General features: G+C 39.5%; 15 protein-coding genes and 2 pseudogenes. 7 read left to right on the forward strand and 10 right to left on the reverse strand.

Annotated features, from left to right (window positions below; translation table 11 throughout):
* Positions 1–207 precede the first annotated feature (207 nt).
* The 3 genes from V7K76_RS08435 to V7K76_RS08445 all read right to left on the reverse strand — a co-directional run bounded on the left by V7K76_RS08435 (position 208) and on the right by V7K76_RS08445 (position 9181).
* On the reverse strand, positions 208–5652 hold the full coding sequence (locus V7K76_RS08435) for an ATP-binding sensor histidine kinase (protein ID WP_334775918.1): 5445 nt from the start codon (positions 5650–5652) through the stop codon (positions 208–210).
* Between the two features lie 343 nt (positions 5653–5995).
* Positions 5996–7342 (reverse strand): aminotransferase class I/II-fold pyridoxal phosphate-dependent enzyme, encoded by a 1347-nt coding sequence (locus tag V7K76_RS08440; protein WP_334775917.1) that lies wholly within the window; start codon positions 7340–7342, stop codon positions 5996–5998.
* Positions 7343–8500: 1158 nt separating this feature from the next.
* Positions 8501–9181 (reverse strand): methyltransferase, encoded by a 681-nt coding sequence (locus V7K76_RS08445; RefSeq protein ID WP_334775916.1) that lies wholly within the window; start codon positions 9179–9181, stop codon positions 8501–8503.
* An 877-nt stretch (positions 9182–10058) separates the two neighbouring features.
* Here V7K76_RS08445 and V7K76_RS08450 point away from each other — a divergent pair.
* The 4 genes from V7K76_RS08450 (at position 10059) to V7K76_RS08465 (ending at position 13114) form a co-directional block, all read left to right on the forward strand.
* A complete protein-coding gene (locus V7K76_RS08450) occupies positions 10059–10664 on the forward strand; it encodes an alpha/beta hydrolase (RefSeq protein ID WP_334775921.1) in 606 nt (201 codons plus the stop codon).
* Between the two features lie 154 nt (positions 10665–10818).
* Complete coding sequence (gene isiD, locus V7K76_RS08455) at positions 10819–11031, forward strand: protein IsiD (RefSeq protein WP_094351471.1); 213 nt, start codon at positions 10819–10821, stop codon at positions 11029–11031.
* A gap of 100 nt (positions 11032–11131) precedes the next feature.
* Positions 11132–12373: a bifunctional phosphopantothenoylcysteine decarboxylase/phosphopantothenate--cysteine ligase CoaBC gene (gene coaBC, locus V7K76_RS08460; RefSeq protein ID WP_334775920.1), complete on the forward strand. Its 1242-nt coding sequence runs from the start codon at positions 11132–11134 to the stop codon at positions 12371–12373.
* Positions 12374–12583: 210 nt separating this feature from the next.
* A complete protein-coding gene (locus V7K76_RS08465; RefSeq protein WP_334775915.1) occupies positions 12584–13114 on the forward strand; it encodes a pentapeptide repeat-containing protein in 531 nt (176 codons plus the stop codon).
* A 5-nt stretch (positions 13115–13119) separates the two neighbouring features.
* On the opposite strand, the gene V7K76_RS08470 is transcribed toward V7K76_RS08465, so the two are convergent.
* Positions 13120–13515, reverse strand: coding sequence for a hypothetical protein (locus V7K76_RS08470; protein ID WP_334775914.1), 396 nt, complete (start codon positions 13513–13515; stop codon positions 13120–13122).
* 391 nt (positions 13516–13906) lie between these two features.
* Between V7K76_RS08470 and V7K76_RS08475 the strand changes: the two genes are divergently transcribed.
* A complete protein-coding gene (locus V7K76_RS08475; RefSeq protein WP_334775919.1) occupies positions 13907–15421 on the forward strand; it encodes a DUF1565 domain-containing protein in 1515 nt (504 codons plus the stop codon).
* 350 nt (positions 15422–15771) lie between these two features.
* A complete protein-coding gene (locus tag V7K76_RS08480) occupies positions 15772–16563 on the forward strand; it encodes a hypothetical protein (protein ID WP_334775913.1) in 792 nt (263 codons plus the stop codon).
* 25 nt (positions 16564–16588) lie between these two features.
* Here the strand turns inward: V7K76_RS08480 and V7K76_RS08485 are convergent, their stop codons facing one another.
* Complete coding sequence (locus tag V7K76_RS08485) at positions 16589–18658, reverse strand: tetratricopeptide repeat protein (protein ID WP_334775912.1); 2070 nt, start codon at positions 18656–18658, stop codon at positions 16589–16591.
* Positions 18659–18979: 321 nt separating this feature from the next.
* On the opposite strand from V7K76_RS08485, the gene V7K76_RS08490 reads away from it, so the two are divergent.
* Positions 18980–19240 carry a hypothetical protein gene (locus V7K76_RS08490; RefSeq protein ID WP_194043036.1) on the forward strand — a complete coding sequence of 87 codons (261 nt, stop codon included), beginning with the start codon at positions 18980–18982 and terminating at the stop codon, positions 19238–19240.
* Between the two features lie 468 nt (positions 19241–19708).
* Here the strand turns inward: V7K76_RS08490 and V7K76_RS08495 are convergent, their stop codons facing one another.
* From V7K76_RS08495 to V7K76_RS08515, 5 genes and pseudogenes are all read right to left on the reverse strand, one after another.
* Positions 19709–20665: an aldo/keto reductase gene (locus V7K76_RS08495; protein WP_334775911.1), complete on the reverse strand. Its 957-nt coding sequence runs from the start codon at positions 20663–20665 to the stop codon at positions 19709–19711.
* Between the two features lie 28 nt (positions 20666–20693).
* Positions 20694–21134, reverse strand: coding sequence for a zinc ribbon domain-containing protein (locus V7K76_RS08500; protein ID WP_334775910.1), 441 nt, complete (start codon positions 21132–21134; stop codon positions 20694–20696).
* 30 nt (positions 21135–21164) lie between these two features.
* Positions 21165–21533 (reverse strand): annotated as a pseudogene (locus V7K76_RS08505) (transposase); the annotation flags it as partial.
* A 209-nt stretch (positions 21534–21742) separates the two neighbouring features.
* Positions 21743–22568 (reverse strand): IS5 family transposase gene (locus tag V7K76_RS08510; RefSeq protein ID WP_442936249.1). Its coding sequence is split into 2 segments (ribosomal slippage): positions 21743–21931 and positions 21933–22568, totalling 825 coding nucleotides; the frame shifts between segments, so codons are not numbered across the junction.
* A gap of 256 nt (positions 22569–22824) precedes the next feature.
* Positions 22825–22929, reverse strand: a pseudogene (locus tag V7K76_RS08515) (transposase); the annotation flags it as partial.

Raw genomic sequence — 22929 nt, forward strand, 5'->3', positions numbered from 1 at the left:
AATCTTTTCCCTCACCCCCAGCCCCTCTCCCAAAGATGGGAGAGGGGAGACATTAACTCTAGTTCCCCTTCTCCCAAAGATGGGAGAAGGGGTTAGGGGATGAGGGCTATCAAGGTTTTTGCACATTTGGGATGCTCCCGATTAACATGAATACTTCAAGCATCTATTACCATGTCTGAAATCGAAATTATCAAAGCTTTTGCAGGTCTAGAAGACCCCCGTCGCCGCGCCGGACAGGGGTAAGTAGATGATAAATTCGGTTCCTTTTCCGAGTATAGAATTGACATCAATTTGACCATGATGTTTTTCGATGATAATTTGGCGAGCAATTGCTAATCCTAAGCCTGTTCCTTTACCTATAGGTTTAGTTGTGAATAAATGGTCGAAAATCTTTTGCTTAACTGCTTCGGTCATCCCCGAACCATTATCCTTAATAGCAATGGTTACGAATTCTTGGTTATCCTGTATTTTAGTAGTTACTGTAATACAGTTCGGGTTTTTCGCAATTGTATCGTAAATCTTACCAGTATTTGATTCTTCCAATGCGTCAATGGCATTAGCAAGTATATTCATAAATACTTGATTAAGTTGTCCAGGGAAACAAGATACAAAGGGTAGTTTTCCATAATCATTAATTACCTGAATTGCAGGGCGGGTTGCTGAAGCTTTCAATCGGTGTTTAAGAATTAATAATGTACTATTTAAACCTTCGTGGATGTCGTAAGGAATTTGTTTTTCTGTATCTGAACGAGAAAACGAACGTAAACTAACACTGAGGTCATAGATTGTATCTATACCTTTTTGCATTGAACTAATTAATTTTGGCAAATCTTCGCGCACATACTTTAAATCAATAGCATTTATTTTGCGAATAATTTCTTCAGCAGGTTGGGAATAGTAATGTTGGTAGAGATCAATTAGTGACAATAAATCATGCACATGTTCATCGGCAGGTTGTAGATTGCCTAAAATAAAACCAATAGGATTATTAATTTCGTGGGCGATACCTGCAACTAAATTACCTAAAGCAGACATTTTTTCGCTTTGTACTAGTTGTAGTTGTGCTTGCTGGAGGTCTGTTAAGTAATTTTCTAATTGTGTGGCATAATCATGTGCTTGCTGATAAAGTCTAGAATTCTCTAGAGAAATTGCAGCTTGAGATATGATGAAGTTTAAGATTTTTACGCGATCGCTGGTGAATGTACCTTTAGCAAGATTATTTTCTAAATACAAGATACCAATGAATTTGCCTTGGCGCAAAATAGGAGTACACAGCAATGATTTGGTTTGATGGCTCTGGATGTAAGGATCTGATTGATACATCCTCACAGAAATAGCATCATCTAGTACCAAAGTTTCTTGGGTTCTAGCAACGTAATTAATTAAAGAGATAGGAATATCTCGGCTTGCTGTGACTGGGGTTGATTGTAGAACAACAGAAGTATTTTCTTGAGAACTAATTGCCTCTATAAATAATTCATCATTCTTAAGTAAAATTAAACAAGCTTTTTGAGCAGAAGCATTTTCAATAATTATACTTAAAAGTTTGTTTAATAACTGATCTAAAACTATTTCGCTACTGATTGTTTGTGAAGCTTTGATTATTGTAGCCAAATCCAAAAGACCATTGCTGTCAATTATAGTTTTTGGATTAAATGTTCTTGTTTTTGATATGCTGATATCTGTTGTGAGAATCTGAACATCTTCACTCTGAATGATTAAATTGGCATAACGTTCATCTAAGTCTTGTGCTTTTGCTATAGCTTCCCACCGCATGTAGCCATAGAAAGCTTTGGTCATGTATATTTTGGCAAAATCTTCTTTGCCCTTGCTTAACCAGAACTTGGCAGCTAATTCATTTCCCAAAGCTTGATTTTGGATAAACCCATTTTCTTGGGCCGAAGCGATCGCGCGGTCATAATAATCCATCGCCTCTAGATCATTACCAGTAATGCGGGCAATTTCAGCTTCCACTAGCAGGTACTTATGGAGGAAGTTTTCTGGGCAATGATCAGCCCAATTTTTCATCTGTACTTGTAGAGAGACTAGTTTTTCCAGAAACTGACTTTGCTCTGACTTAGAGACAGAATCATAAAGCGCTGTCAAACTCAGAGAATAATAAAAATTATGAGCAAAAATGAGAAACTTACCACCACTAGCGCCAAGATAGGGTTCGGTTTGGGCAGCATGGATGTGCGCCAGTTCATACTCACCAAAAAGATAGAAGAGCATTGACTGAGCAATGTTAGCATAGTTAACAGTATTAAAGTTATTGCTAGCAATCAGCTGTGGCAACATCGCCTCAATATTAAAGGACTCCCCTTTTAGTAAGCCTTTGTGAGTAGATTTTCCCGTCAAGTTATGGATGACTTGAGTCCAGATGTGCAGCTGGTTAATTACTTGCTCTTGCTTAAACTCTACAATCTGCTGGCTAAATTTCTCAAACTTTGTTTGTACTTTCTCTAAAGGTTGACCTGCTAGGATAGAACAGAAATAAGCATTGACAATACAGTAGGCGCTATATTCTGCATCACCAGTATCTGCAAAACTGAGATAACCATTAATCAGCGGTTTAATAGAGGTTTTGACAGGTTTGTAGAAATTTCGGGAAAGACCATAGTATAGGGCATAAACAGCGCTTTTATATTCAGAACTTTTTTGCTTTTGGTCGATAAACATTGCTAAATCTCCAAACTTCGACCCTGTGGCAATATCTCCAACACCACTATTGAGGACGATGCTGAACACTGTAAAGGCATAGGAAGTTAAAGGCGATTTGCCATACTGAATAGTCAGATCCACCAAGCGACAAACTATCAATCCCAACATACCAGACACCGCGAAGAAAGCTGGACTGAAAGCACGATACAAAATCCTCATAGCATCCAATTTGCTGGAATCCTGTATCAATGGCAGCTTGTCGAGATTCTCAAAGCCAACTTCTGCAATCAGTTGTTGCGTATGGGTAAAGGCATCTATAAAGCTTTGTGTATCCGGATTCTCTGGAAACTTCTCTCCTAGTAGTGCTAATGTTTGCACTGCTACTGAGACTGCTTCTTTGAACTGAGATTGGGTGTGGTGATAAAGAATCATCAATTCATATATCTTAACTTTGTCGCTGATATCTTCAATTTTAGTCAAGGCAACATCGGCTAAAGTCTTCATCTGTGCAAATTTGGTACAGAAGCAAGCTGCTTGGGCCGCGCCCGTATAAAGCCCTAGAGTTAATTTATATTGCTCCTGCCAACAGTCTACAGGTAGTAAAGATATGCCTTGACTGAAATAGTTGTAGGCAGGCTCAAAAGCAGCTGCTAGCAAGGCTCTGTTGGCTGCAATTAAGTTTAAATCAGCCAGATGAATCTTTTCGTCCTGCTCCTGAATTAAATCAATACTTTTATTAAGTTGGTTGACAATGTCAAAGATATTATCTAATAATTCTGCTTTTGATATATTTTGGAGTAATAATCTGCCAATCTCTAAATGCTTTGCTTGCTTTTGGCTTTCGGGAATCAGAGAGTATGCTGCTTGTTGCACGCGGTCATGTAAGAAGCGATACTCTAGACGAGAGTCATCAAAGTAGAAACTTTTGAGTTCCTCAGTACCAAACAATAAAGGAATTTTATAATCATTACCCCAAGGCAAAATCAGTCCTTGCTGCAAGGCTGACCATAAATCACTAGCTACCTGCGAGGAGGATTTTTTGCAAGTAGTGGCTAGTACTTCTAACTTGAAGTAAGAGCCAATACAAGCAGCCAGCTTGAGAACTTCTTGAGTTGCTGGCGGTAACTGGCAAATATTACTAGCTATAAGTTCTACAACACTTAAATCTGCAATCCCTATTGCCTGAATTTGTTCTATACTCCAATGCCAACTTTTTAGGGCAAAGTCAAATGTTAGTAGCTGTTCTCGATACAAAGCCTTCAACATCTGCGTGAGGAAAAAGGGATTGCCAACTGTTTTATTAAACAATAGAGATGCTAGTTCTTGTATCTGGGGGTTATTTGTTCTTTCATTTAGAGTATCACAGAGTATTTGGGTAACGTGAGTCAGTTCTAAGGCTTCGACTACAATATTGTTAACTACTGTCTCTGCGTTACTAATGTCCTCTATAGTTTGTGTGAGGGGATGTGTTGGACTAACTTCATTATCTCGATAAGCACCAATTAGTAGCAGATATTTTGTATCTGGATCAGTCATTAGCAATTGCATTAACTTCAATGTCGCAGAATCTGCCCATTGCAAATCATCCAAAAATATGACTAATGGATGCTCTTTTTGAGTGAAGACGCGAATAAATTCTTTGAAGACTTGATTAAACCGATTTTGGGATTCTACAAGTCCCAAATCTGGCACTTTTGGCTGTTTACCGATAATTAATTCGACTTCCGAAATCACGTCAATAATGACTTGTCCATTTAACCCCACAGCTGTTAGTATTTTTTTCTGCCACACTTCCAGTTTTTCAGCACTTTCAGTTAATAGCTGCGCCATTAGAGAACCAAAAGCCTGAGTTAATGGAGCATAAGGAATATTTCGCTTGAATTGCTCAAATTTACCAGATATAAAGTAACCCCGCAGGCTTGTAATGGGTTTATTTACTTCATTGACAATTGCCGATTTCCCAATGCCTGAATAACCAGAAACAAGTATGAGTTCGTTAGTGACTGGAGAACCAGAATTTTCCTGTGTATATGCTACACGAGCAAATATCTCTAGCAATAAATTGACTTGTTTTTCTCTACCATAAAGCTTTTGGGGAATTACCAACTGACTGAGGATATCAAAGTGCCCTAGTATAAAGTTCGTAATTTTACCAGTGTTTTTAAATTGGTGAAGACAAGTCTCTAAATCAGCTAACAATCCCACCGAACTCTGATAGCGTTCTTCAGCATTCTTCGCCATTAGTTTCATGACGATTTGGGTAACAGCATAAGAAACTTCTGGGTTTAATTCCTGAATGGGAATTGCTTGTTTAGCAATATGACAGTAAACTAATTCCAACGGGTCGTTGGTGATAAAAGGTAACTGACCCGTGAGCATTTGATAAAAACTGACACCTAGTGAATAAAAATCACTGCGATAGTCCAAGGAGCGATTCATTCTGCCGGTTTGTTCCGGGGAAATATATGTCAACGTTCCTTCTAATTGATTGGGGTTGCACTGTAAGGGTGTTTCTTGAGAAAGACGAGAAGCAATGCTAAAGTCAGTTAGTTTACAAATCCCAGTCTGCGGATTGATGATAATGTTGCTGGGTTTAATATCTTTATGTATAATTTTATGAGTGTGCAACGAACCCAAAGATTTTGCTAGTTGTACAGCTATGTTAAGAAAATTTTCAAGCGATAATTTTTGAGAATCAAGAAATTGTTGCAGGGATACTGCGGCAAAATCTTCCGTTACTAAGATCAAGCGATTTTGATGTGTTTCTAACCCATAGACTTTGACCACACCTTCCAATCTGAGATTTTCTGTAATACTGTACTCATGCTTGAGGCGGATCATCTGCTCCAAGCTGGGATACTCTGCCTTTAAGACTTTAAGGATAACTGGTTGCTGTAGTTTTTGCGACCAAGCCCGGTAAATAATTGTATTAAGCCCTTCATAAATTACTTCGGTTAGGTCATAATCTGGAATCGTCAAAGTTACTGGCATAATTTCCCTCGTTTGTCGTACTCAGCCATACTCAATTTTTATAATTCCCACTGGAGATAGTAAAAAGAGGGATCATCGTGCCATTTTAGGAAAATTGTACGTTAAGAAATCGGGTGAGCCACGAAAACATCTCTGTGCGCGTCAGTTTGTTAAGCAACCTCTGCCGCCAATGCAGATTTAGCAAGTATAAAATAGACATCTCCACAAATCATGCAAGGGCGAACATCTGTTCGCCCTTACCAAGTATTTCGGGTAACGCAGAATTAATTTTCGGAGATGTCTAATATACTGCAAACGGCAATGCAAACACCGCTACGGCTAGTTTACAGTTCATCATCAATTGTTATGACTCTACTAAATTACTTTCTGGAATCGGTGTCCAATAATATACATCATCTTGCCACTCTGCCAATGGAGACGGAGGTATAATATTGTACTTGATGCTAAGTTCTTGTAATGCATTCACTGTTTTATCTATTTGTTCTTTTGTATGCGACGCACTGAGAATAAATCTGATTCGTCCTTCCTTTGGTTTGACTATGGGATAAAAAAGAGATACTGAGAATATCCCACGCGCGAAAAGTTCTTTATTCAATGACATTAATTTAGCTTCATCTGGCATAAATATAGGGATAATAGGGCTTTGGCTTGTGCCTAAATTAAAGCCGATGCTAGTTAATCTTTGCCTCATGTATTGGTTGTTACGATGCAATTCTTCAATGATTTGTGGGTTATTCTCTATTTCTTCTAAAGAAGCTAAAATAGCTGCTGCATCAGATGGTGTTAAACAAGCCTGAAACACATATGAATTTGCACGCCATTTTAGTAGAGGCATATATTTTGATTTTGTCGCGAGAAATCCACCTATAGAAGCTGTTGCTTTAGATAAGGTTGCAACTATAAAGTCAACTTGCTCAACAATACCTAGCTCACTACAATATCCAGCACCATTCTTGCCATAGATACCAAATGTATGTGCTTCATCAACGTACAACAAAAACTTATATTTTTGTTTTAAATCAATGATTTCTTTGAGAGGGGAGATATCCCCACTCATGGAGTATGCCGATTCAACCACAACAAATATATTTTCAAATTTTGGTGAATATTTTTCCAATTTTGAACTTAAATCTTCTACGTTATTATGCTTAAAAGGTATCCATTTTTTTCCTGATAATTTAATCCCATCTATCAGGGATGCATGGCTTTCTCTATCAAACAGAATTAAATCATTTTTCCCAGGTAAAGTGGATAGGATACCTAAATTAGCAGTATAGCCTGTTGGAAAAAGTATGACGCTTTCTTTGCCAACTAAATTTTTGATTTTTAACTCAACTTCTTTGTGCAGGCTTGACATTCCACCTGAAACAGCAGAAGTTCCACTACCAGTACCAAATTTTCTGACTGCTTCACAAACTTTATTGATCACATTTTGGTTCCTATTTAATCCCAAATAGTGGTTGATACACCATAATATACATTCAACCTTGGAATTACTAGAATCTGAAACAACAGTCCCTTGAGTATCACTGCCAAATTGGATATATCTATCATTAGAATATAAGCCCAGTTCAATTTGACACCTTAGTTGCTCGTATAACTTATCACAGATTACTTCTATGTCAGTAATACCTTGGGTTTCTAATTGCTTCAGATAGGTGATGAGAGGTGTCGAAATATCAGTATTCATGATCTCAGTATTCATTATCAATGATGTCTTGAAGAATAGTGTGTTATGGCGTTTCTCAATCTAGTGTTGAAAGTAGATAGTGTGCTTTTCTGCCAAGTTATCGTTCCAGTGACAAATATTAGGAGTACGATTTGATTTTTTTAAAAAATTGTGCTTTTACCCATTACATGAGCAAATTGTGAACCATACTGTGACCAGAAGTTAACGTAATTTCAAGATTTTAAGCAAATCTTCAACATGACAAAATGAATCAAATTATGTCCGCGTGTTTTAAATGCGAACCATAATGTAACCCAAGGGCAATACCTAGTCTATGTGTATTTCAAAAATTGATTCCTATATCTATCTATCTATCTATCTAATCAATTAATGAGTTGATATGTAAATAGTATAATTAATGAACAATTGTAATAAGCTTCGATGAATTCATCGAAGCTTTCAGTAAGAATATAATAAGCTTTTATGAATTGGTTGATTTTTTATCAAAAATATGTCGATCTTCTTGTTTTCAAGAGAGTTTAAGTCTACCAGTAATTACCTAAATTCATTTTTTATTATTTAAATTTCCCAGTGTTTTTTTATGTAATCTAAAAAAATCTCTTTCAACTCGTACTCATAAACGTAGTTGTAGATGCGAGTTGGCGTAGATATAGCGAAGCTGTCACTAGGGTCAAGATAGCCTGAAAGTATTGCTATGAATGACTTTCAGACTATAATATTAGGAGACATACAAACACTAGTACAAGAAGGCAAAAGTAAAAAGGCAAAAGTAAAAAGAAAGAATGCTTATTTTGTAAGTTTTCTGGCTATTTTAAATGGTTGGTTTATTTTTTTGTCAGTCCCTAAATTGAAAATTCACCAGCCACGGACTTAAAGTCCGTGTCTCATAGCTTAAGTCCTCTATAAGAGGACTGAATTTTAACTGGCTTTAATGTAAAATACATCACATTATTTTTGTTGAGTTATTGAAAATTTAGTGGTCTTCAATCAGTCGGGGATTCAGACCCGCGACTGATAGCGAAGCGTTAGCGAGTCTTGTCTGCGACACGCTACGCGAACGAGCGTCTTGATTCTGACTCCTGAATTCTGACTTCTGAATTCTTCTTCATTTTGTCATGGCAAAATAAAAGCTGGGATGAACCCTAGCAAACTTTATGATTAGCGGTTTACCAATAAAAACGCTAAATTCCATTCTATTCCATTCCACATAATTTGAGATTCTTTAAAAACTTTTGAATGGAAACCAGCTTGCTCAACTAAATTACAGATAGTATCAAAATCACACATATCGTAATCTACTGCTAATAAAATTTGTCCCCCTTCGGCTAATCTTTTATTAACGTCAATTAAAAATTGCTTTAAACATCCATAGTCAGGGTCAAAAGCAATTCTTAATTTTACGTCTTCAATATTACCTGGATCGTGAGATGAGAAAGGAACATTCCAAAAAATAATATCAAATTTCTTGAGTGGTACATTTTCAAATAAATTACCTTGGTAGATATCGCATTCTACACCCCACCACAAAGCATTAGCTTTGGCATTCAAAACAGCCATTGGAGCAATATCTGATGCTGTAGCTATTACTCCTGAAATTTGTGCAACCTTTAATATTGCTGCGCCACTACCTGTTCCCATTTCTAAAACATGGCATTGCTCATTTTTTTCTAAAACTTTATTGACTAATGTTTCTACAACTTCAGCCAGCAGAGGAGTGTTCAAATCTGGAGGAAAAACTGTCGGTAATACAATTAATGGTTGGTTCAAAAAATCCATAGTCCCATAAGGACTATTATTGATATAGTCTTTCGCGATCGCTACCAATTCTAACTTATTCATACTTTATTTTTTCACAATTATAAATCAGTGACACTATTATACGTAGTCAAAAAATATAAACATCATAGTATTTCTACTGAATTAATCAACGAATTTTCAATAGTTTTGGGGCTAAATCATCTCTTTCTTTCCCTCTGTGCAACACGATGGCGTACAAAGAGAAAGGTTTTTTTGTACGTTAAGGAAATTTTCGAGCCAATATCGCGCAAAAGTGTTGCACGGCATTACCTACCAAAAATGCTTGTGGTCAGCCATCTACGGTTTTGAGATCACAAGCGTTTCTTAATTTTTGATTGATGCTGACGGATATTACACGTTTTTAGTATAACGTGTAATCGATGCCTCAAAGTCTTCTATCTTCTAGATTCATTGATGTCTACACCTTACGCCTAATACTACCTCAGATGGTAGGTAGTGAGCCACGCTCATTTGATTGTTACCTCGCTTGAGCCACTACCACCATAAAAATATCCCCTTCTGGGGGGCAATTGATATGGTTGATGTGCTTAAAAGGACACAATCGAATAATGAGAGTTCGCTATAAGGATTTCTGTATATATCGTCACTAACCAAAAATAATTTTGTGGTAGTTTAACCGTGATTAGCGCTATATCACTCTAAGTAGAGAAAATAGGAAATGGTCGGATTGCGAGTTGCTATTTTAGACACCTCGCAATCCGATTGATCAATGCAATTATAGCGATCGCACATGAAATTCTTAACTAGAGAAAGTTTGTAAGTAATTTCCCCTAAATTACCTTGATGACATCGCATTCTTTGCTCTAGCAGCAAATACCGCTAAATACTAAGCTGTTTGAAGAGATAGGATCTATGTACAAAAGTAGAATTTAGGAGTAAACCTCTGTCTTTACAAGCTATTACCGTTCCCACAGCAACTTCTCAACCCCCCGCAGGCTTAATTGTCACTTTGCATGGTTGGGGTGCTAATGCTGAGGATGTAGCATCTTTGTTACCCTCGCTCAACTTACCTGATTACCAGTTTGTATTGCCCAATGCACCTTTTCCTTATGCCTATTCCCCAATAGGGAGGGCATGGTATGACTTACGGGTGGAAAATATGTATGAAGGGTTGCCAGAAAGTCGGCAACTGTTAATAGATTTCTTGGAATCTTTAGAAAGTACCACTGGCATACCTTTATCACGCACCATTTTAAGTGGATTTTCTCAAGGCGGAGCAATGACTTTGGATGTCGGCTCAAAATTACCCCTAGCAGGTTTAGTTGTGATGAGCGGATATTTACATCCTGATGCACTAACAGCAGCTAAAAGTAAAATTCCGCCGACTTTAATCACTCACGGTAGATATGATGAAGTTGTTCCCCTGCAAGCTGCTTTGAAGGCACAGGAAACTCTCAAGTCTCTAGGAGTGGCGGTAGAATACCACGAATTTGATATGGGGCATGAAATACATTTACCAACGTTAGAAGTGCTACGAAATTTCGTTGTCAATACCATTGGCTAGTCAGCATTACGAATTTTTGATAAATTCTCGTACAAATTCTGACAATTTTCACGTAAATAATGGCCTCTAATGAGTAATATATATTGGGTGGCTGCGTTTGGCGCAACTTAACCCAGGCTGAAGGCGAGTGCTGCATAAGGGAGGGGCAAGCATTATGACAACTCTAAGCATTTCCCAAAAAGAAATTGCTGCCATGAGTGCAGTAGAAGTAGAAGAACTAGCTACACGTCTGGAACTGGATAATTATAGTAATGCTTTTGAGGGTTTAAATGATTGGCATCTATTGCGAGCGATCGCATTTCAGCGTCCAGAGTTAGTTGAACCCTATATCTACCTCTTAGACTTGGAACCCTACGATGAAGCGTAACAATTTGGGATTTTAGATTTTAGATTTTAGATTTGTGTCAACTGGCTAGAATCAGAGATGATCAGGGTTAATGTATTACTTGATTGCTCCGAAACTTCTAATGCCTTTACCACCTAATCCAAAATCGACAATCCAAAATCCAAAATTGAACAGGGTTCTAATTGGTGTAGGTGGCGGTATCGCCGCCTACAAAATTTGTGAGCTGGTTTCGAGACTGTTTAAAACTGGGGTAGAAGTCCGAGTCATCCTCACCCGTTCGGCACAAAAATTTATCACACCTCTGACAATAGCCACCCTATCTCGTCATCCCGCCTACACAGATGATAATTTTTGGCAAGCAACTCACTCTCGTCCGCTACATATTGAGTTGGGTGAATGGGCTGATGTCATGGTAATTGCCCCTTTAACAGCTAATACATTAGCAAAGTTAGCCTTCGGGATGGCGGATAATTTACTCACAAATACCGTGCTGGCTTCTACTTGTCCCGTGCTGTTAGCACCCGCAATGAATACGGATATGTGGGAACAGCAATCGGTGCAGCGTAATTGGCAACAGCTATTGATAGATAGGCGATATCATGGAATGGGTACAGCATCAGGGTTATTAGCGTGCGATCGCGTCGGTGCTGGTAGATTAGCAGAACCTCCAGAAATTTTTGCTCACGTCCAATCGTTATTACACACTCAAGGCAAACGAGATTTAGCAGGTAAAGGAGTGTTAATTAGCGCTGGGGGAACGCGAGAGTATCTTGACCCAGTGAGGTTTATTGGTAATCCTTCCACAGGTAAAATGGGATTAGCTTTAGCGCAAGCGGCACATCATCGAGGGGCAAGTGTCACCTTGGTACATGGCCCAGCTAATTGGGATGTACCATTGGGAGTACAAGCAATTCCCGTTGTTAGTGCCGAGCAAATGCAGCACGTGATGGTGGAATGTTTACCCAATGCTGATGTCATTGTCATGTCGGCGGCGGTGGCAGACGTGAAGCCACGAGATTATAGTACAGAAAAATTGCCCAAGCGATCGCTCCCCCAAGCTTTACCTTTGGAACCAGTACCGGATATAGTCGCCCAGTTAGCACAACATAAACAGCCGCATCAAATATTAATTGGTTTTGCAGCACAAAGTGGGGATATTGTCAAGCCTGCGTTAGAAAAATTACAAAATAAAAAACTCGATGCGATCGTTGCTAATCCCATCGATCAACCTGATAGTGGTTTTGGTAGCGATAATAATCAAGCGATATTTTTAGATAGTCAAGGAAATCAGCTAGAAATTGCACCTTGTTCTAAATTAGAAATGGCCCATCAATTATTTGATTTTGTCATTACCGAATTTTAGATTTTAAATCTCTCAACATCCCTCTTAAGTGTGAAAGTAACTCACAACTCTAGGTAGTGGCGCTAGTAGTTAAGGATGGCTAATCTAGATAGAGTTGATTCAATATTCACTCTGGTTTGATTCACCACACAAATCTTCAGTGGCGCGTGCTGGAGATTTACTGCCTGTCTGGATAGCCTCAATTAAATGTTCTTTAGCATAGCGATAAATATGAAAGCAGATCAACTTCTGAAAAACTATGCCGCAGGTGTCAGAGATTTTACTGGTGTTAACTTGAGCGAAGCCAACTTAAGGGAAGCCAATCTCAGTGGTGTAATTTTAGATAAAGCAATTTTAGATGGAGCTAATCTGAGTCACGCTAATCTAAGCCACGCCAGTTTTATTGAGACAGATTTAAATGGAGCAGATTTGAGTAATGCTGATCTCAGTGGTAGCAACTTAAGCGGAGCTATTTTGGATGGGGCTATCTTGGATGGAGCTGCAATGGAAGGGGCTAATTTGAATCATGCTGATTTGACGGTTGCGAAACTGATTGACACTAACTTGAGTGAGGCGGATTTGCACGAAGCAAGCTTGATAGCGGCGAATCTAGATGGAGCCGATTTAAGTGGTGCAGATTTAACTGTAGCTGACTTATCTCAGGCAAATCTTACTCAAGCAGATTTGAACCAGACTAATTTGAGCGGAGCAAATTTGGATGGAGCCAATATAGAAGGAACAATCCTTGATGAGAATGTTTGACACACTCATGCTTGGTTTAGCCACTCCAACCACTGCACCAATATCGATGCTGTCACATCCCGTTCGACGGCGTAATTATCTCCCAATTCATGATACAGATAAGCTTGTTGTTCAGCTGAGGCTGGGCAAACCAATCTAACTTCACATTCAGGTGGCTGTTTGCTCCATGTTAGTCGAATGCCGCCTTGTTCATCCGTTGAAACCGATGCTTTGGGGAAGCGATCGCCCATTGTATCATAGGCATCTACAACCAATCGCATCGCTAATTTAAAGGCGGATTGGCTCGGTTGTAAAATTCCATACTCATCTGTCTCATCCTCTTCCAAAAGAGCAACGAGCCGCTTTAATGTCACTGTAATATTATTGCTGCTAGAGGGTTTTGCTGACTGAGCAACGGTCATAAAACTCAAGTACATTCGCTTGTATTGACACTAGGCTAACATGAGCAATGATTATATAAATTACCCAATCTTGTGGGGTGGGCATCTTGCCCGCCCTATGGACTAGGCTCTCGTGTCGCCCACCCCACAAAAAGTAGTTGAGTATTTTTTTATTTTGAATTTTGAATTTTGAATTTTGAATTGATTCATTTGGAAGTCCCTTAAGGGCGACTGGCAACAATTTTGGGTTTTCGAGACGCGATAAATCGCCGTCTCTACAAGTGTTTTGTTGCTCATTCTGAACTGTATTGGGATATATTTTCTACACGCAAAGATACTACTTTGAAAAAGTTTGGTAGAAGTAGTGTTACTTATGATTGTCATAATTAAAACAATTGACTCTCAACTATCAATGGTGAACTCTACCCTCGTTGTCACACTCTATGTCAACCCTCTGACAGGGAATGATACCAATACTGGTTCACGGTTGAGTCCGTTTAAAAGCCTCACCCGTGCCTTAAAATTAACCAAAATCCCGACGATAATTCATCTGGAATCGGGAAATTACAGCGCTGCTAGTGGTGAGGTGTTCCCACTGGTCATCCCTGGAGGGACGACAGTGGTGGGTAATGAAGCAAAAAAAGGTTCAGGGATTTTAATTTACGGGAGTGGTGAGTATCAAAGTCTCAGCTTTGGTATGCAAAATATTACACTGCTCTTAGTAGATAATGCCTGTCTTTTAGGTGTAACTATTACCAATCCTTCAGTCAGGGGTACTGGTATCTGGATTGAATCGGCTGTACCTACTTTAGCTAACAATACTTTGAGTGACTGTGGGCGAGAAGGTGTGTTTATCACTGGTACTGCCAAGCCTACAATTTCAGATAATATATTTGTGCAAAATACTGCTAGCGGTTTAGTGATGGCAGGTCATAGCCAGGGAGAAGTACTGCGGAATGTATTTGAAAGAAACCCTTTAGGCATAGCAATTAGTGATTTTGCTGCTCCGACGATCGCCAATAATAAATTATCAGGAAATCGCACGGCGATCGCACTTTCTCGCAATGCCCAACCTATCCTGCGTCAAAATCTCATTGCTCAAAATACCCAAGGTGGTCTATTCGTCAATGGCAATGCAGTGCCAGATTTAGGTAATACCCAAGATCCCGCCAATAATATTTTTCGTGATAATCATGAATTTGATTTATATAATGCTACTACACAAAAACTGGTTTCCGTAGGTAATCAATTAAATCCTGCTCTAGTCAAGGGCTTGGTCGAATTTATCCCCAGCAATAGAGTAGCCGTTAGCACCAGTTATTCTGATACCCCGACACAATCCCCATCTCCAAAACTTTTCGCATCTCCCGAATTAGATGGACATTGGGCAGAACCATTTATTCAGGCATTAGTGAGCATGAATTTAACTCATGCTTTGGCTGATAGTCGCTACCAGCTAGATAAACCCATGACTCGCGCCCAGTATGCAGATATGGTGGCGATCGCCTTTAAGCCATTTTCCAAAATCCTAGCACCTGATTTTACGGATGTACCCAAGGATTTTTGGGCTTATAGCGCTATCCAAATTGCGGCTAGCAGTGGCTTTGTTGGCGGATTTAGCGATCGCACTTTCCGCCCCGATCAACATGTGCAGCGCCTACAGGTGATTGTCTCCCTAGTGAATGGACTGGGAATACCAGCTGTTGATAGCGATATTTTGGAAGTATATAGCGATCGTCATACCATTCCCGACTATGCCCGAAAAGCCGTTGCTACTGCTACACAATGGGGAATAGTTGTCAACTATCCAGATCCGAAAGTCCTTGCATCTTCACGTTTAGCAACACGCGCTGAAGTTGCAGCAATGGTTTATCAGGCATTAGTCGCCATCGGGCGAACACCGCCGATTACAGAGCTTTTCAACTAATTAAAGTACACTAAATCCCCAGTCCCCAGTCCCCAATCCCCAATCCCCAATCCCCATCTCATTCATAGTGTAAATAATTAGACATCTCCAGAAATTAAATGTGCGTTATCCAGAACCCTTGTAGAGACGTAGCATTGCTACGTCTCTACATTCTTTTTCGGAGATGTCTATTGAAAATTTCTGTAAATCAGTCTATATAGGGTTGCATTCTAGGAGTTGCCAAGTAAAATAGGGGACACTGCTTATCGTTTTGGTAACTTGTGGGAAAAAAACCATGTAGTTAAAAGCACGTTAGGCTAATATGCACTGGGTGACAAATCTTAGACCTATTGCCTAAAGCTAATAGCCCCATGTTAACAACACTTCCAGATACTTCTGCCAACTTGGCGATCGCCTTATTAATTAACTATAGTTTTGATCTCAGTGGATATAGTGCCAATGAGCTAGTTGAGCGTTGGCAAACGCAATACCCACTTAATTGGCTACACCTGGCAGTGATTGAGGCACTGTATCAAGGTCGTTATAAAGCGGTTTCTGTGCAACAAATCTTAGTATTTTGGCAGCGCCGGGATCAGGCTACATATCATTTCAATATGGAATTTGAACGTATGGTTTGTAGCAAGTTTCCCCAAAGCCTAACCTCACCGCCGACACCAGCCCTAGCGCCAGCGAAGAAAAACCCCACTGTAGAGAGAGTGACGAGTCCTCAATTACCACCATCAAAAATTCGCAACGACTATCAATACAGCAATACTGCAACTCTACAACTGAAAAGCTCCCAATCAAAGGCATCTTTAGCTGAAGAAGAAGGGAAGCAGGAAGATAGAGAGAATAAAACTGCTTTGAAGTCTTCGCTTTCTGGGAAATTTGCCTCTTCGGCAACCCTTCAGCTAGCATCTGCTGTCAGCCAAAGGCAAACTTCACAAGAAAGTCTCCCACCTTCCCCATCACTAAGCCATCATCAACGACAGCCAAAACTGCTGCCGCCTGCTACTATTCATGCCCCAATCGGGCAATTTACTCCAGAAATAAGCGATCGCTTTGACTCTTTTACGTCTAAACTTAGAGCGATGTCTGGGGAAGGGGGAAGAGGAGCAGAGGAGCAGGGGAGCAGGGGAGCAGGGGAAGCAAGAGCGGAATAACTAATGCTCAATGCATTTTAGATTTTTATTCTGTAACTAAGAGCTTAAAACGCTCATCGTCGGCAATCTCATCAAAATCTAGGTCACTTGCTGCGTCTTCTTTATACCTGGGATCGAGTTCAATTGCTTGTTGTAGAGTCAGCAAAGATCGTTCAACTTGTCTTTGCAGTGCGTAACAGGCTGCTTTGTTGTAATGGGCACTGGCATAATCTGACTTAATTTCTAAAGCTTTGTCAAAACTAGCGATCGCTTCATCATCGCGTCCTAATCTCACTAAAGTATAACCGCGTTTATCCCAGATTTTGGGAGAATTGGGTTGGAATTCTAAAGCTCTATCCAAGGAAACTATTGCCTCTTCATATTGTTCTAATGCTATTAGAGAAAGACCGCAATTTAACCAAGCAACGGCATCATCAGGCTTGATTTGTGTAGCTTTCTCAAATGAGGCAAAGGCTTGCTGATGCTGTTGTAAGTTTCCCAAAGCAACGCCGCGATCGCACCAAGCTTGATGATAATCTGGCTGAATCTGAATAGCGCGATCGTAGGACGAGATCGCATCTTTGTAGCGTTTTAACCTTCCGAGAGTTAGCCCTCGTTTTAACCAAGCCACAGGTTCATCAGCTTGGATTTTAACCGCTTGGTTGTAAGCTGCGATCGCATCTTCATAGCGCCTTTGGGAAAACAAGGCATCTCCCTGTTTTACATACTCATCAGCAGTGAATTCTGGTTGCTGTAGCTGTTTTTGTATTTCTTCTTCAACTTCAGAATTTACCACCTCTGGCACAGATTCAGGTATAATTTCAGTTAATTCTTGAAGGATGAGATTCTTTCTTTCTTGAGCATCTAACTGTAACTCAGAGAGTTGAGAGACAAACTCAGTTTCTAATCTTTCTAACTTCTCTAAAATTAGAATCTTTTGTTGTTGAGCATTCCATTGTAATTCTGAGAATTGCGAAGTAAATTCAGAACCAGATTTTTCTAAATTTTCGATGATTAGCTCTTTACTCTTTTGAACATCTACTTGTAACTCCGATAGCTGAACCGCAAATTCTGACTGTAATGCTCCTAAATTATCAACAATTTTATTTTTTTGCTCAATAGCATCTATTTGTAATTCAGATAATTGAAATTTCAATTCTTTATCGAATATTATTAAATTTTCAAGCGTGATATCTTTTTGCTTTTGAGCATCTACCTGTAACTCAGATAATTTTCCCGCAAATTCTGACTGCAATTTATTTAAGTTTTCAAAAGCTATATTTGTTTGATTTTGAGCATCAGACTGCCATCCAGAAAATTGAGATTTAAACTCAGACTTTGATACTTCTAAATCAGCAATAGCTAATTCTTGCTGTTGTTGCACACCTAACTTTAAGCCAGCTAGTTCTTCTGCTATGACAGATGCTAATTTTCCGAGATTCTCCAGTGCTATATCTCTTTTCTGTTGATAATCCAACTCTAAATTAGATAGACTAGAAGTAAATTTAGACTCTAAATTTTCTATATTTTCTTGAGATTTTTGGAGTTCAGCTTCTAATCTACTTAATACCTGTGATTTAGCTAAATCTAGCTCAGATGTAAAAATAGATACATTCTCTTGTTCACTTTTAATTTTTTGTTGTAAAGCAATAGTTTCCTGTTCTAATTCATAGTTTATTTTTTTAGCTTCTTGAATAACATTTTCAGCCTCTTGCTTAACTGTGGTAAGCTGATTTTGTAATTTTTCCATTCCCTGTAGTTGTTGCATTGCCCTATCAACAATTTCCCGAATTACCGTTCGTCGCAGAAGCCATAATGAGGCCAAAACTACGATTGGAAATAGACTCAATATAACTAGCCAAACATCAAGTAAGATAGTTGTACGGCTAAAAGCGCTATTAAGATCGGATTGGGCTTGCTGTTGAATTCGCTTTTCCGTTTGTAATCGTACTAATTCTTCCCGTTCGTGATTCGATAACACCGGAGTAGGAGTTAATACTGGATTAGGTGATGGTGCAGATTGTCCACTGGCAATTCCAACGGATAACAGTAAGGGTAAAAAAACAATAGTGCTTTTGACAATTAAAGCGAAAACAGCTTGATTTTTGCTCTTCATAACAACCATCTCAGTCTGTTGGTCAGTTTTTGAAGCGGCGTGCCTCTTTTCAATCTATAACAGAATTAAGTAGTGAAATGTTGTAGAGGCAATGAGAAATGCTGAACAATCCTTAACTAATTTGTTTCTTCGTACTTTTTCGTACCTTATTGTACATACAACTTCAGTAGTGGAATCGAGTCATTTTTGGGCTTACCATTATAACATTACTTAAGTTGTACATACTGCCAAAGAGGACAAAAACCTATTGGCACTAGTATTAGATTATCTAGGGTAAGCAGATTACTCATCCGAAAATTAACTTAACAAAGGCGGTAGAAAATGGGTCGCATCAATCCTTATACACTGCAATTGCAGATTACCCGAATGTTTGAACAAGGGCAATCATTTTTTGCCACAACCAAGGTACAGGAATGGTTAAAAGAACGCAAACATAATCCAGAAGATTATGACATTATCTTCCATAAAAAACCCGCACCTCCTGGTTCCAAAGAAGTGATGGTAGTGGAAATTGAATTACGACGTAAAGATGGACAACCTGTAGATCCTTGGTTGCAAGAACAAGCAAATCTCCATGCTTGATTTTAGCAACAAGCAATTTTCAATTTAAATCCAATACGGTTCAGTTAAGGCTAAAACTCTTTATCAAAGTCAATTTTTTTTAACGTAGACGCGGAGCGGTGAAGCAGCGCGGTCTTGAGGGTTTCCCCCATGAGCGACTGCTGAACCCGGAGGGCTTGCCGCAGACTACCGCAGAGGCGCAGAGGAAACAGAGAGAAGAAAAAAATGCTTAACCCAAGCGTATTGGCTTTTAGATTGCCTCGTTCCCAGTCTCCGACTGGGAATGCTCGTCGTTGAGGCTCCGCCTCCTTTACTGGCGGCAGAGCCGCCAAGAGCAGCATTTCCAGCCGGAGGCTGGAAACGAGGTTTTAAAGGAGTTTCAGCTTAAGTTGACACTCATAAGCAATGCTGTGCCCTATTGTGTATTGCATCCAAAGGAGAACCGCTATAAATAACCCCACAGCTTGAGCGGTGGAGTTATTCATAATTTTAGGGATTCTCGCGTAAGAAATCAGCAATCTTATCTAATTCCTGCTGATTGAGGCGAAATTCCCCAGCACTGATGATTCCTTCCACCTGCTTAGAATTGCGTCCGCCAACGATCGCAGCTGTCACCGCCGGATTGTTTAAAGTCCAAGCGATCGCTACTTCACCCGGCGAGCGATCGTGTTGTTGACCAATGTGCTGCAACACCTCCACCAGCTTTAGGTTACGAGATAGGCGTGGCTCCTGAAATTCACTACTATTCTTACGCCAATCATCATCTGGGAAATTAGCAACCCGTTCAGGTGTAATCGCTCCTGTGAGCAAGCCAGACTGCATCGGTGAATACACTATCACGCCGATATTATTTTCCTTGGCAAAAGGCAGAATTTCCTTTTCGACATCGCGCTTCACTAGAGAATAAGGCGGTTGCAATGACGTAACTGGTGCAATTTCCTGAATACGTTTCAACTGTTCTACATTGAAGTTTGAAACCCCGATATAGCGAACCTTCCCTTCATCCTTGAGCTTGGCCAGAGTTGTCCAGCCTTCTTCAATGTCTGAGTCAGGGTTGGGCCAGTGGATCTGGTAGAGATCAATGGTTTCAATGTCAAGTCGGCGCAGACTGGCTTCAACCTCCCGCCGCACAGAATCCGCATTCAAGCTGCGACCAATTTCGCCCTTTTCATCCCAAATCATTGAGCATTTCGTGAAAATGTAGGGGCGACTAGATCGACCTTTGAGCGCTTTAGCAACAACCTCTTCCGAATGTCCCAGACCGTAAATAGCTGCGGTGTCAATCCAATTAACGCCGAGGTCGAGAGCGCGATTGATCGCTTCAATGGATTCTTGGTCGTCCTGCGTTCCCCAACCAAAAGCCCATCCACCTCCACCAATTGCCCAAGCACCAAAGCCAATTGGGGTAATGTGAAGCTCTGAATTACCAAGCTGTTTGGTTTGCATATCTACCGATACCTTTTTGCTAACATTCTTAACAAATACACTCCTTGAGAGAGGGCGTATCAACCAATGCACGAAGGAAAATCCCTCGCGCACCATTTAGATCCCTCGGCATCACCAGCTCGTCAGATGGAGATTTGACAAATTTAGCACCACCAAGTTTGTGGATTATTTCGCCAGTCCAGCTAACTGTTTTTGATGTATACGCTTCGTTGACGTCCATAACTACCTTGCCAGTTTCAAAAGCTTTGTGCTTAAGAAACTGCTTGAATCGGTAGTGGGAAAGTGTCAACATCTGGCGTACTGACTTTGACCTAATTCGCCGCTTGGCCTTACTCGCCATCTGAGATGTTTCAAAAGTTGGTAGCAAAATAACGTCAAAGTTATCAACCAAAAATCGAGCGGTTTTCTTGTGCAGTTCGTCTACAAGATTTTTTATTTTACCTCGTAGTGAACTTGCTGCAAGCTTCATTCTTCTTTTCTGCTTGCATTTAAACCTCGTCTAGGTTGAGACCCGTAGTTTTTCCTCATCGGGTTTGAGATGAGTTGTAACCCACAAACGATCCGCCACTGTATTGGGACAGGTGTTAATTCCTTGTTGAAATGCCGAGACCTTTTCAATCAGGTCAGACTGAAGCTCATAGCAAGTATGATATGTAACATCTTCACGTAACCATTGCCAAAGATGTTCTACAGGCATAAAGTCAGGGCTGTAGGCTGGTAATGGTTCTACCTTGATATCGAGTGCGGCAGCTGCGTCTTTGACAATTTGTGAGCGATGATAGGGCGCCCCATCCCAAATCAAAGTCATCGGGTCATTTGGGAATTCGGTTTTGAGGGTTTTGAGGACATCAATAGTAGAACTCTTGCATAAATATTTTGTGGTATAATTAAGGTTTGTTTTATTTTAAATTTTGGGACATTAAAATAGTAAAAGGCTATCATTTTTTTATAGCAAGTATTATCTAGCGATGCCTACGGCGGGCTACGCCTACGCTAATTAAGAAGATGACAGCAAACATCATTTCAGTTATTGATTAATACTGAAACTATTGGATTAATTCGATTTTTTTATTCGATTTATAGTGCTAATTCGTGATTATAAATTCCCGCAATTAAATTCGACCTTAAGCCAAAACGTCGGTGACGGTTTCCATATCTATCAGACAAAATTTTAAATATCTTTAGACGACGATTTACGTGTTCAACAGTAATTCTTAATCGATTGAGTTCTCGATTATATTTTTTCTGTTCCTTCGTCAACTTCTTTCATGAATGGCTTTTTAATGGGTGTTTCACTCAATTGATGAATTTTATTAATTCCTTGATAGCCCTTATCCGCGATGACCTTGAGTAATTCTCCAAATTTTATTCCGCTATTTTTAAATAGCCTAAAGTCATGGATTCTCCCCAAACCATGCGCTAAACAGATGACTTGACTAGTTTTTTGGTGGATAACTACCTGCGTTTTTAAAGTATTCTCCAAGAGCTTACCGCTAAAAAATCTTTTTTGCCCGGTATGAGGTCTTTCAATTGGGCTTTCCATCACATCCATGACTACCAAATCTTCTTGGGATGACATTTTCCAGAATTCTTTCTTACCAGGCAGACTAAACTTTCTTGAACTAATTAGAATATTTTCAATTTTATAAACTGTTCGGCAAACTGCTGATTCTGATAGTCCCCAGTCTAATCCAATATGATAATAAGTACGGTATTCTCTCCAATATTGAATCACCATTAAAACTTGGTCTTCAATAGTTAATTTAGGACGGCGACCAGGCTTCTTCTTTTTTTGAGCATCAGCTTTAACTACATCAACCATTAATTCAAAGGTTTTACGGCTCACTCCAGTCATTCGCTTAAATTTTTTTGCAGTAAGCTGTTTGGCGTTCTCTATTTTCACTGCTCCTCAAAGTCCTAATTGCAAATTGCCAAAACCTTAATCATACCACAAAACACTTTTGCAAGAGTTCTAGTTTACTTTCTTAATCCTTAGCCCTGTTTTGTCACTCTGGGAAAATAAAAATCAAAGCCAAATTTTGAACTGTAGATACAACGGGCATTTGAGCGTTTATTTTCTAACACAATGGCTGAAATCATGATTTTTTGGTAAAAGTCTTATGCTGTAAGCATTCCAGATTATTCTCTCCCGAAAGTGATAAAAGAGGGTTAGTCATATCTGGAACTGGTTTTCGGTCATCTACGTTGGCTGGAGTTAGTGAAAATGCGAGTAATTCACCACAATCATTAATAATTAAATGAAG

This window comes from Nostoc sp. (assembly GCF_036917975.1).
Lineage (GTDB): Bacteria > Cyanobacteriota > Cyanobacteriia > Cyanobacteriales > Nostocaceae > Nostoc.

Bases quoted from the DNA above. Each gene is read 5' to 3' on its own strand.
- V7K76_RS08465 (WP_334775915.1), top strand. From the start codon at position 12,584: ATGAAAGCAGATCAACTTCTGAAAAACTATGCCGCAGGTGTCAGAGAT.
- V7K76_RS08480 (WP_334775913.1), top strand. From the start codon at position 15,772: ATGTTAACAACACTTCCAGATACTTCTGCCAACTTGGCGATCGCCTTA.
- V7K76_RS08490 (WP_194043036.1), top strand. From the start codon at position 18,980: ATGGGTCGCATCAATCCTTATACACTGCAATTGCAGATTACCCGAATG.
- isiD (WP_094351471.1), top strand. From the start codon at position 10,819: ATGACAACTCTAAGCATTTCCCAAAAAGAAATTGCTGCCATGAGTGCA.
- V7K76_RS08475 (WP_334775919.1), top strand. From the start codon at position 13,907: ATGGTGAACTCTACCCTCGTTGTCACACTCTATGTCAACCCTCTGACA.
- V7K76_RS08485 (WP_334775912.1), bottom strand. From the start codon at position 18,658: ATGAAGAGCAAAAATCAAGCTGTTTTCGCTTTAATTGTCAAAAGCACT.
- coaBC (WP_334775920.1), top strand. From the start codon at position 11,132: ATGCCTTTACCACCTAATCCAAAATCGACAATCCAAAATCCAAAATTG.
- V7K76_RS08470 (WP_334775914.1), bottom strand. From the start codon at position 13,515: ATGACCGTTGCTCAGTCAGCAAAACCCTCTAGCAGCAATAATATTACA.
- V7K76_RS08435 (WP_334775918.1), bottom strand. From the start codon at position 5,652: ATGCCAGTAACTTTGACGATTCCAGATTATGACCTAACCGAAGTAATT.
- V7K76_RS08500 (WP_334775910.1), bottom strand. From the start codon at position 21,134: ATGAAGCTTGCAGCAAGTTCACTACGAGGTAAAATAAAAAATCTTGTA.
- V7K76_RS08495 (WP_334775911.1), bottom strand. From the start codon at position 20,665: ATGCAAACCAAACAGCTTGGTAATTCAGAGCTTCACATTACCCCAATT.
- V7K76_RS08445 (WP_334775916.1), bottom strand. From the start codon at position 9,181: ATGAATAAGTTAGAATTGGTAGCGATCGCGAAAGACTATATCAATAAT.
- V7K76_RS08440 (WP_334775917.1), bottom strand. From the start codon at position 7,342: ATGAATACTGATATTTCGACACCTCTCATCACCTATCTGAAGCAATTA.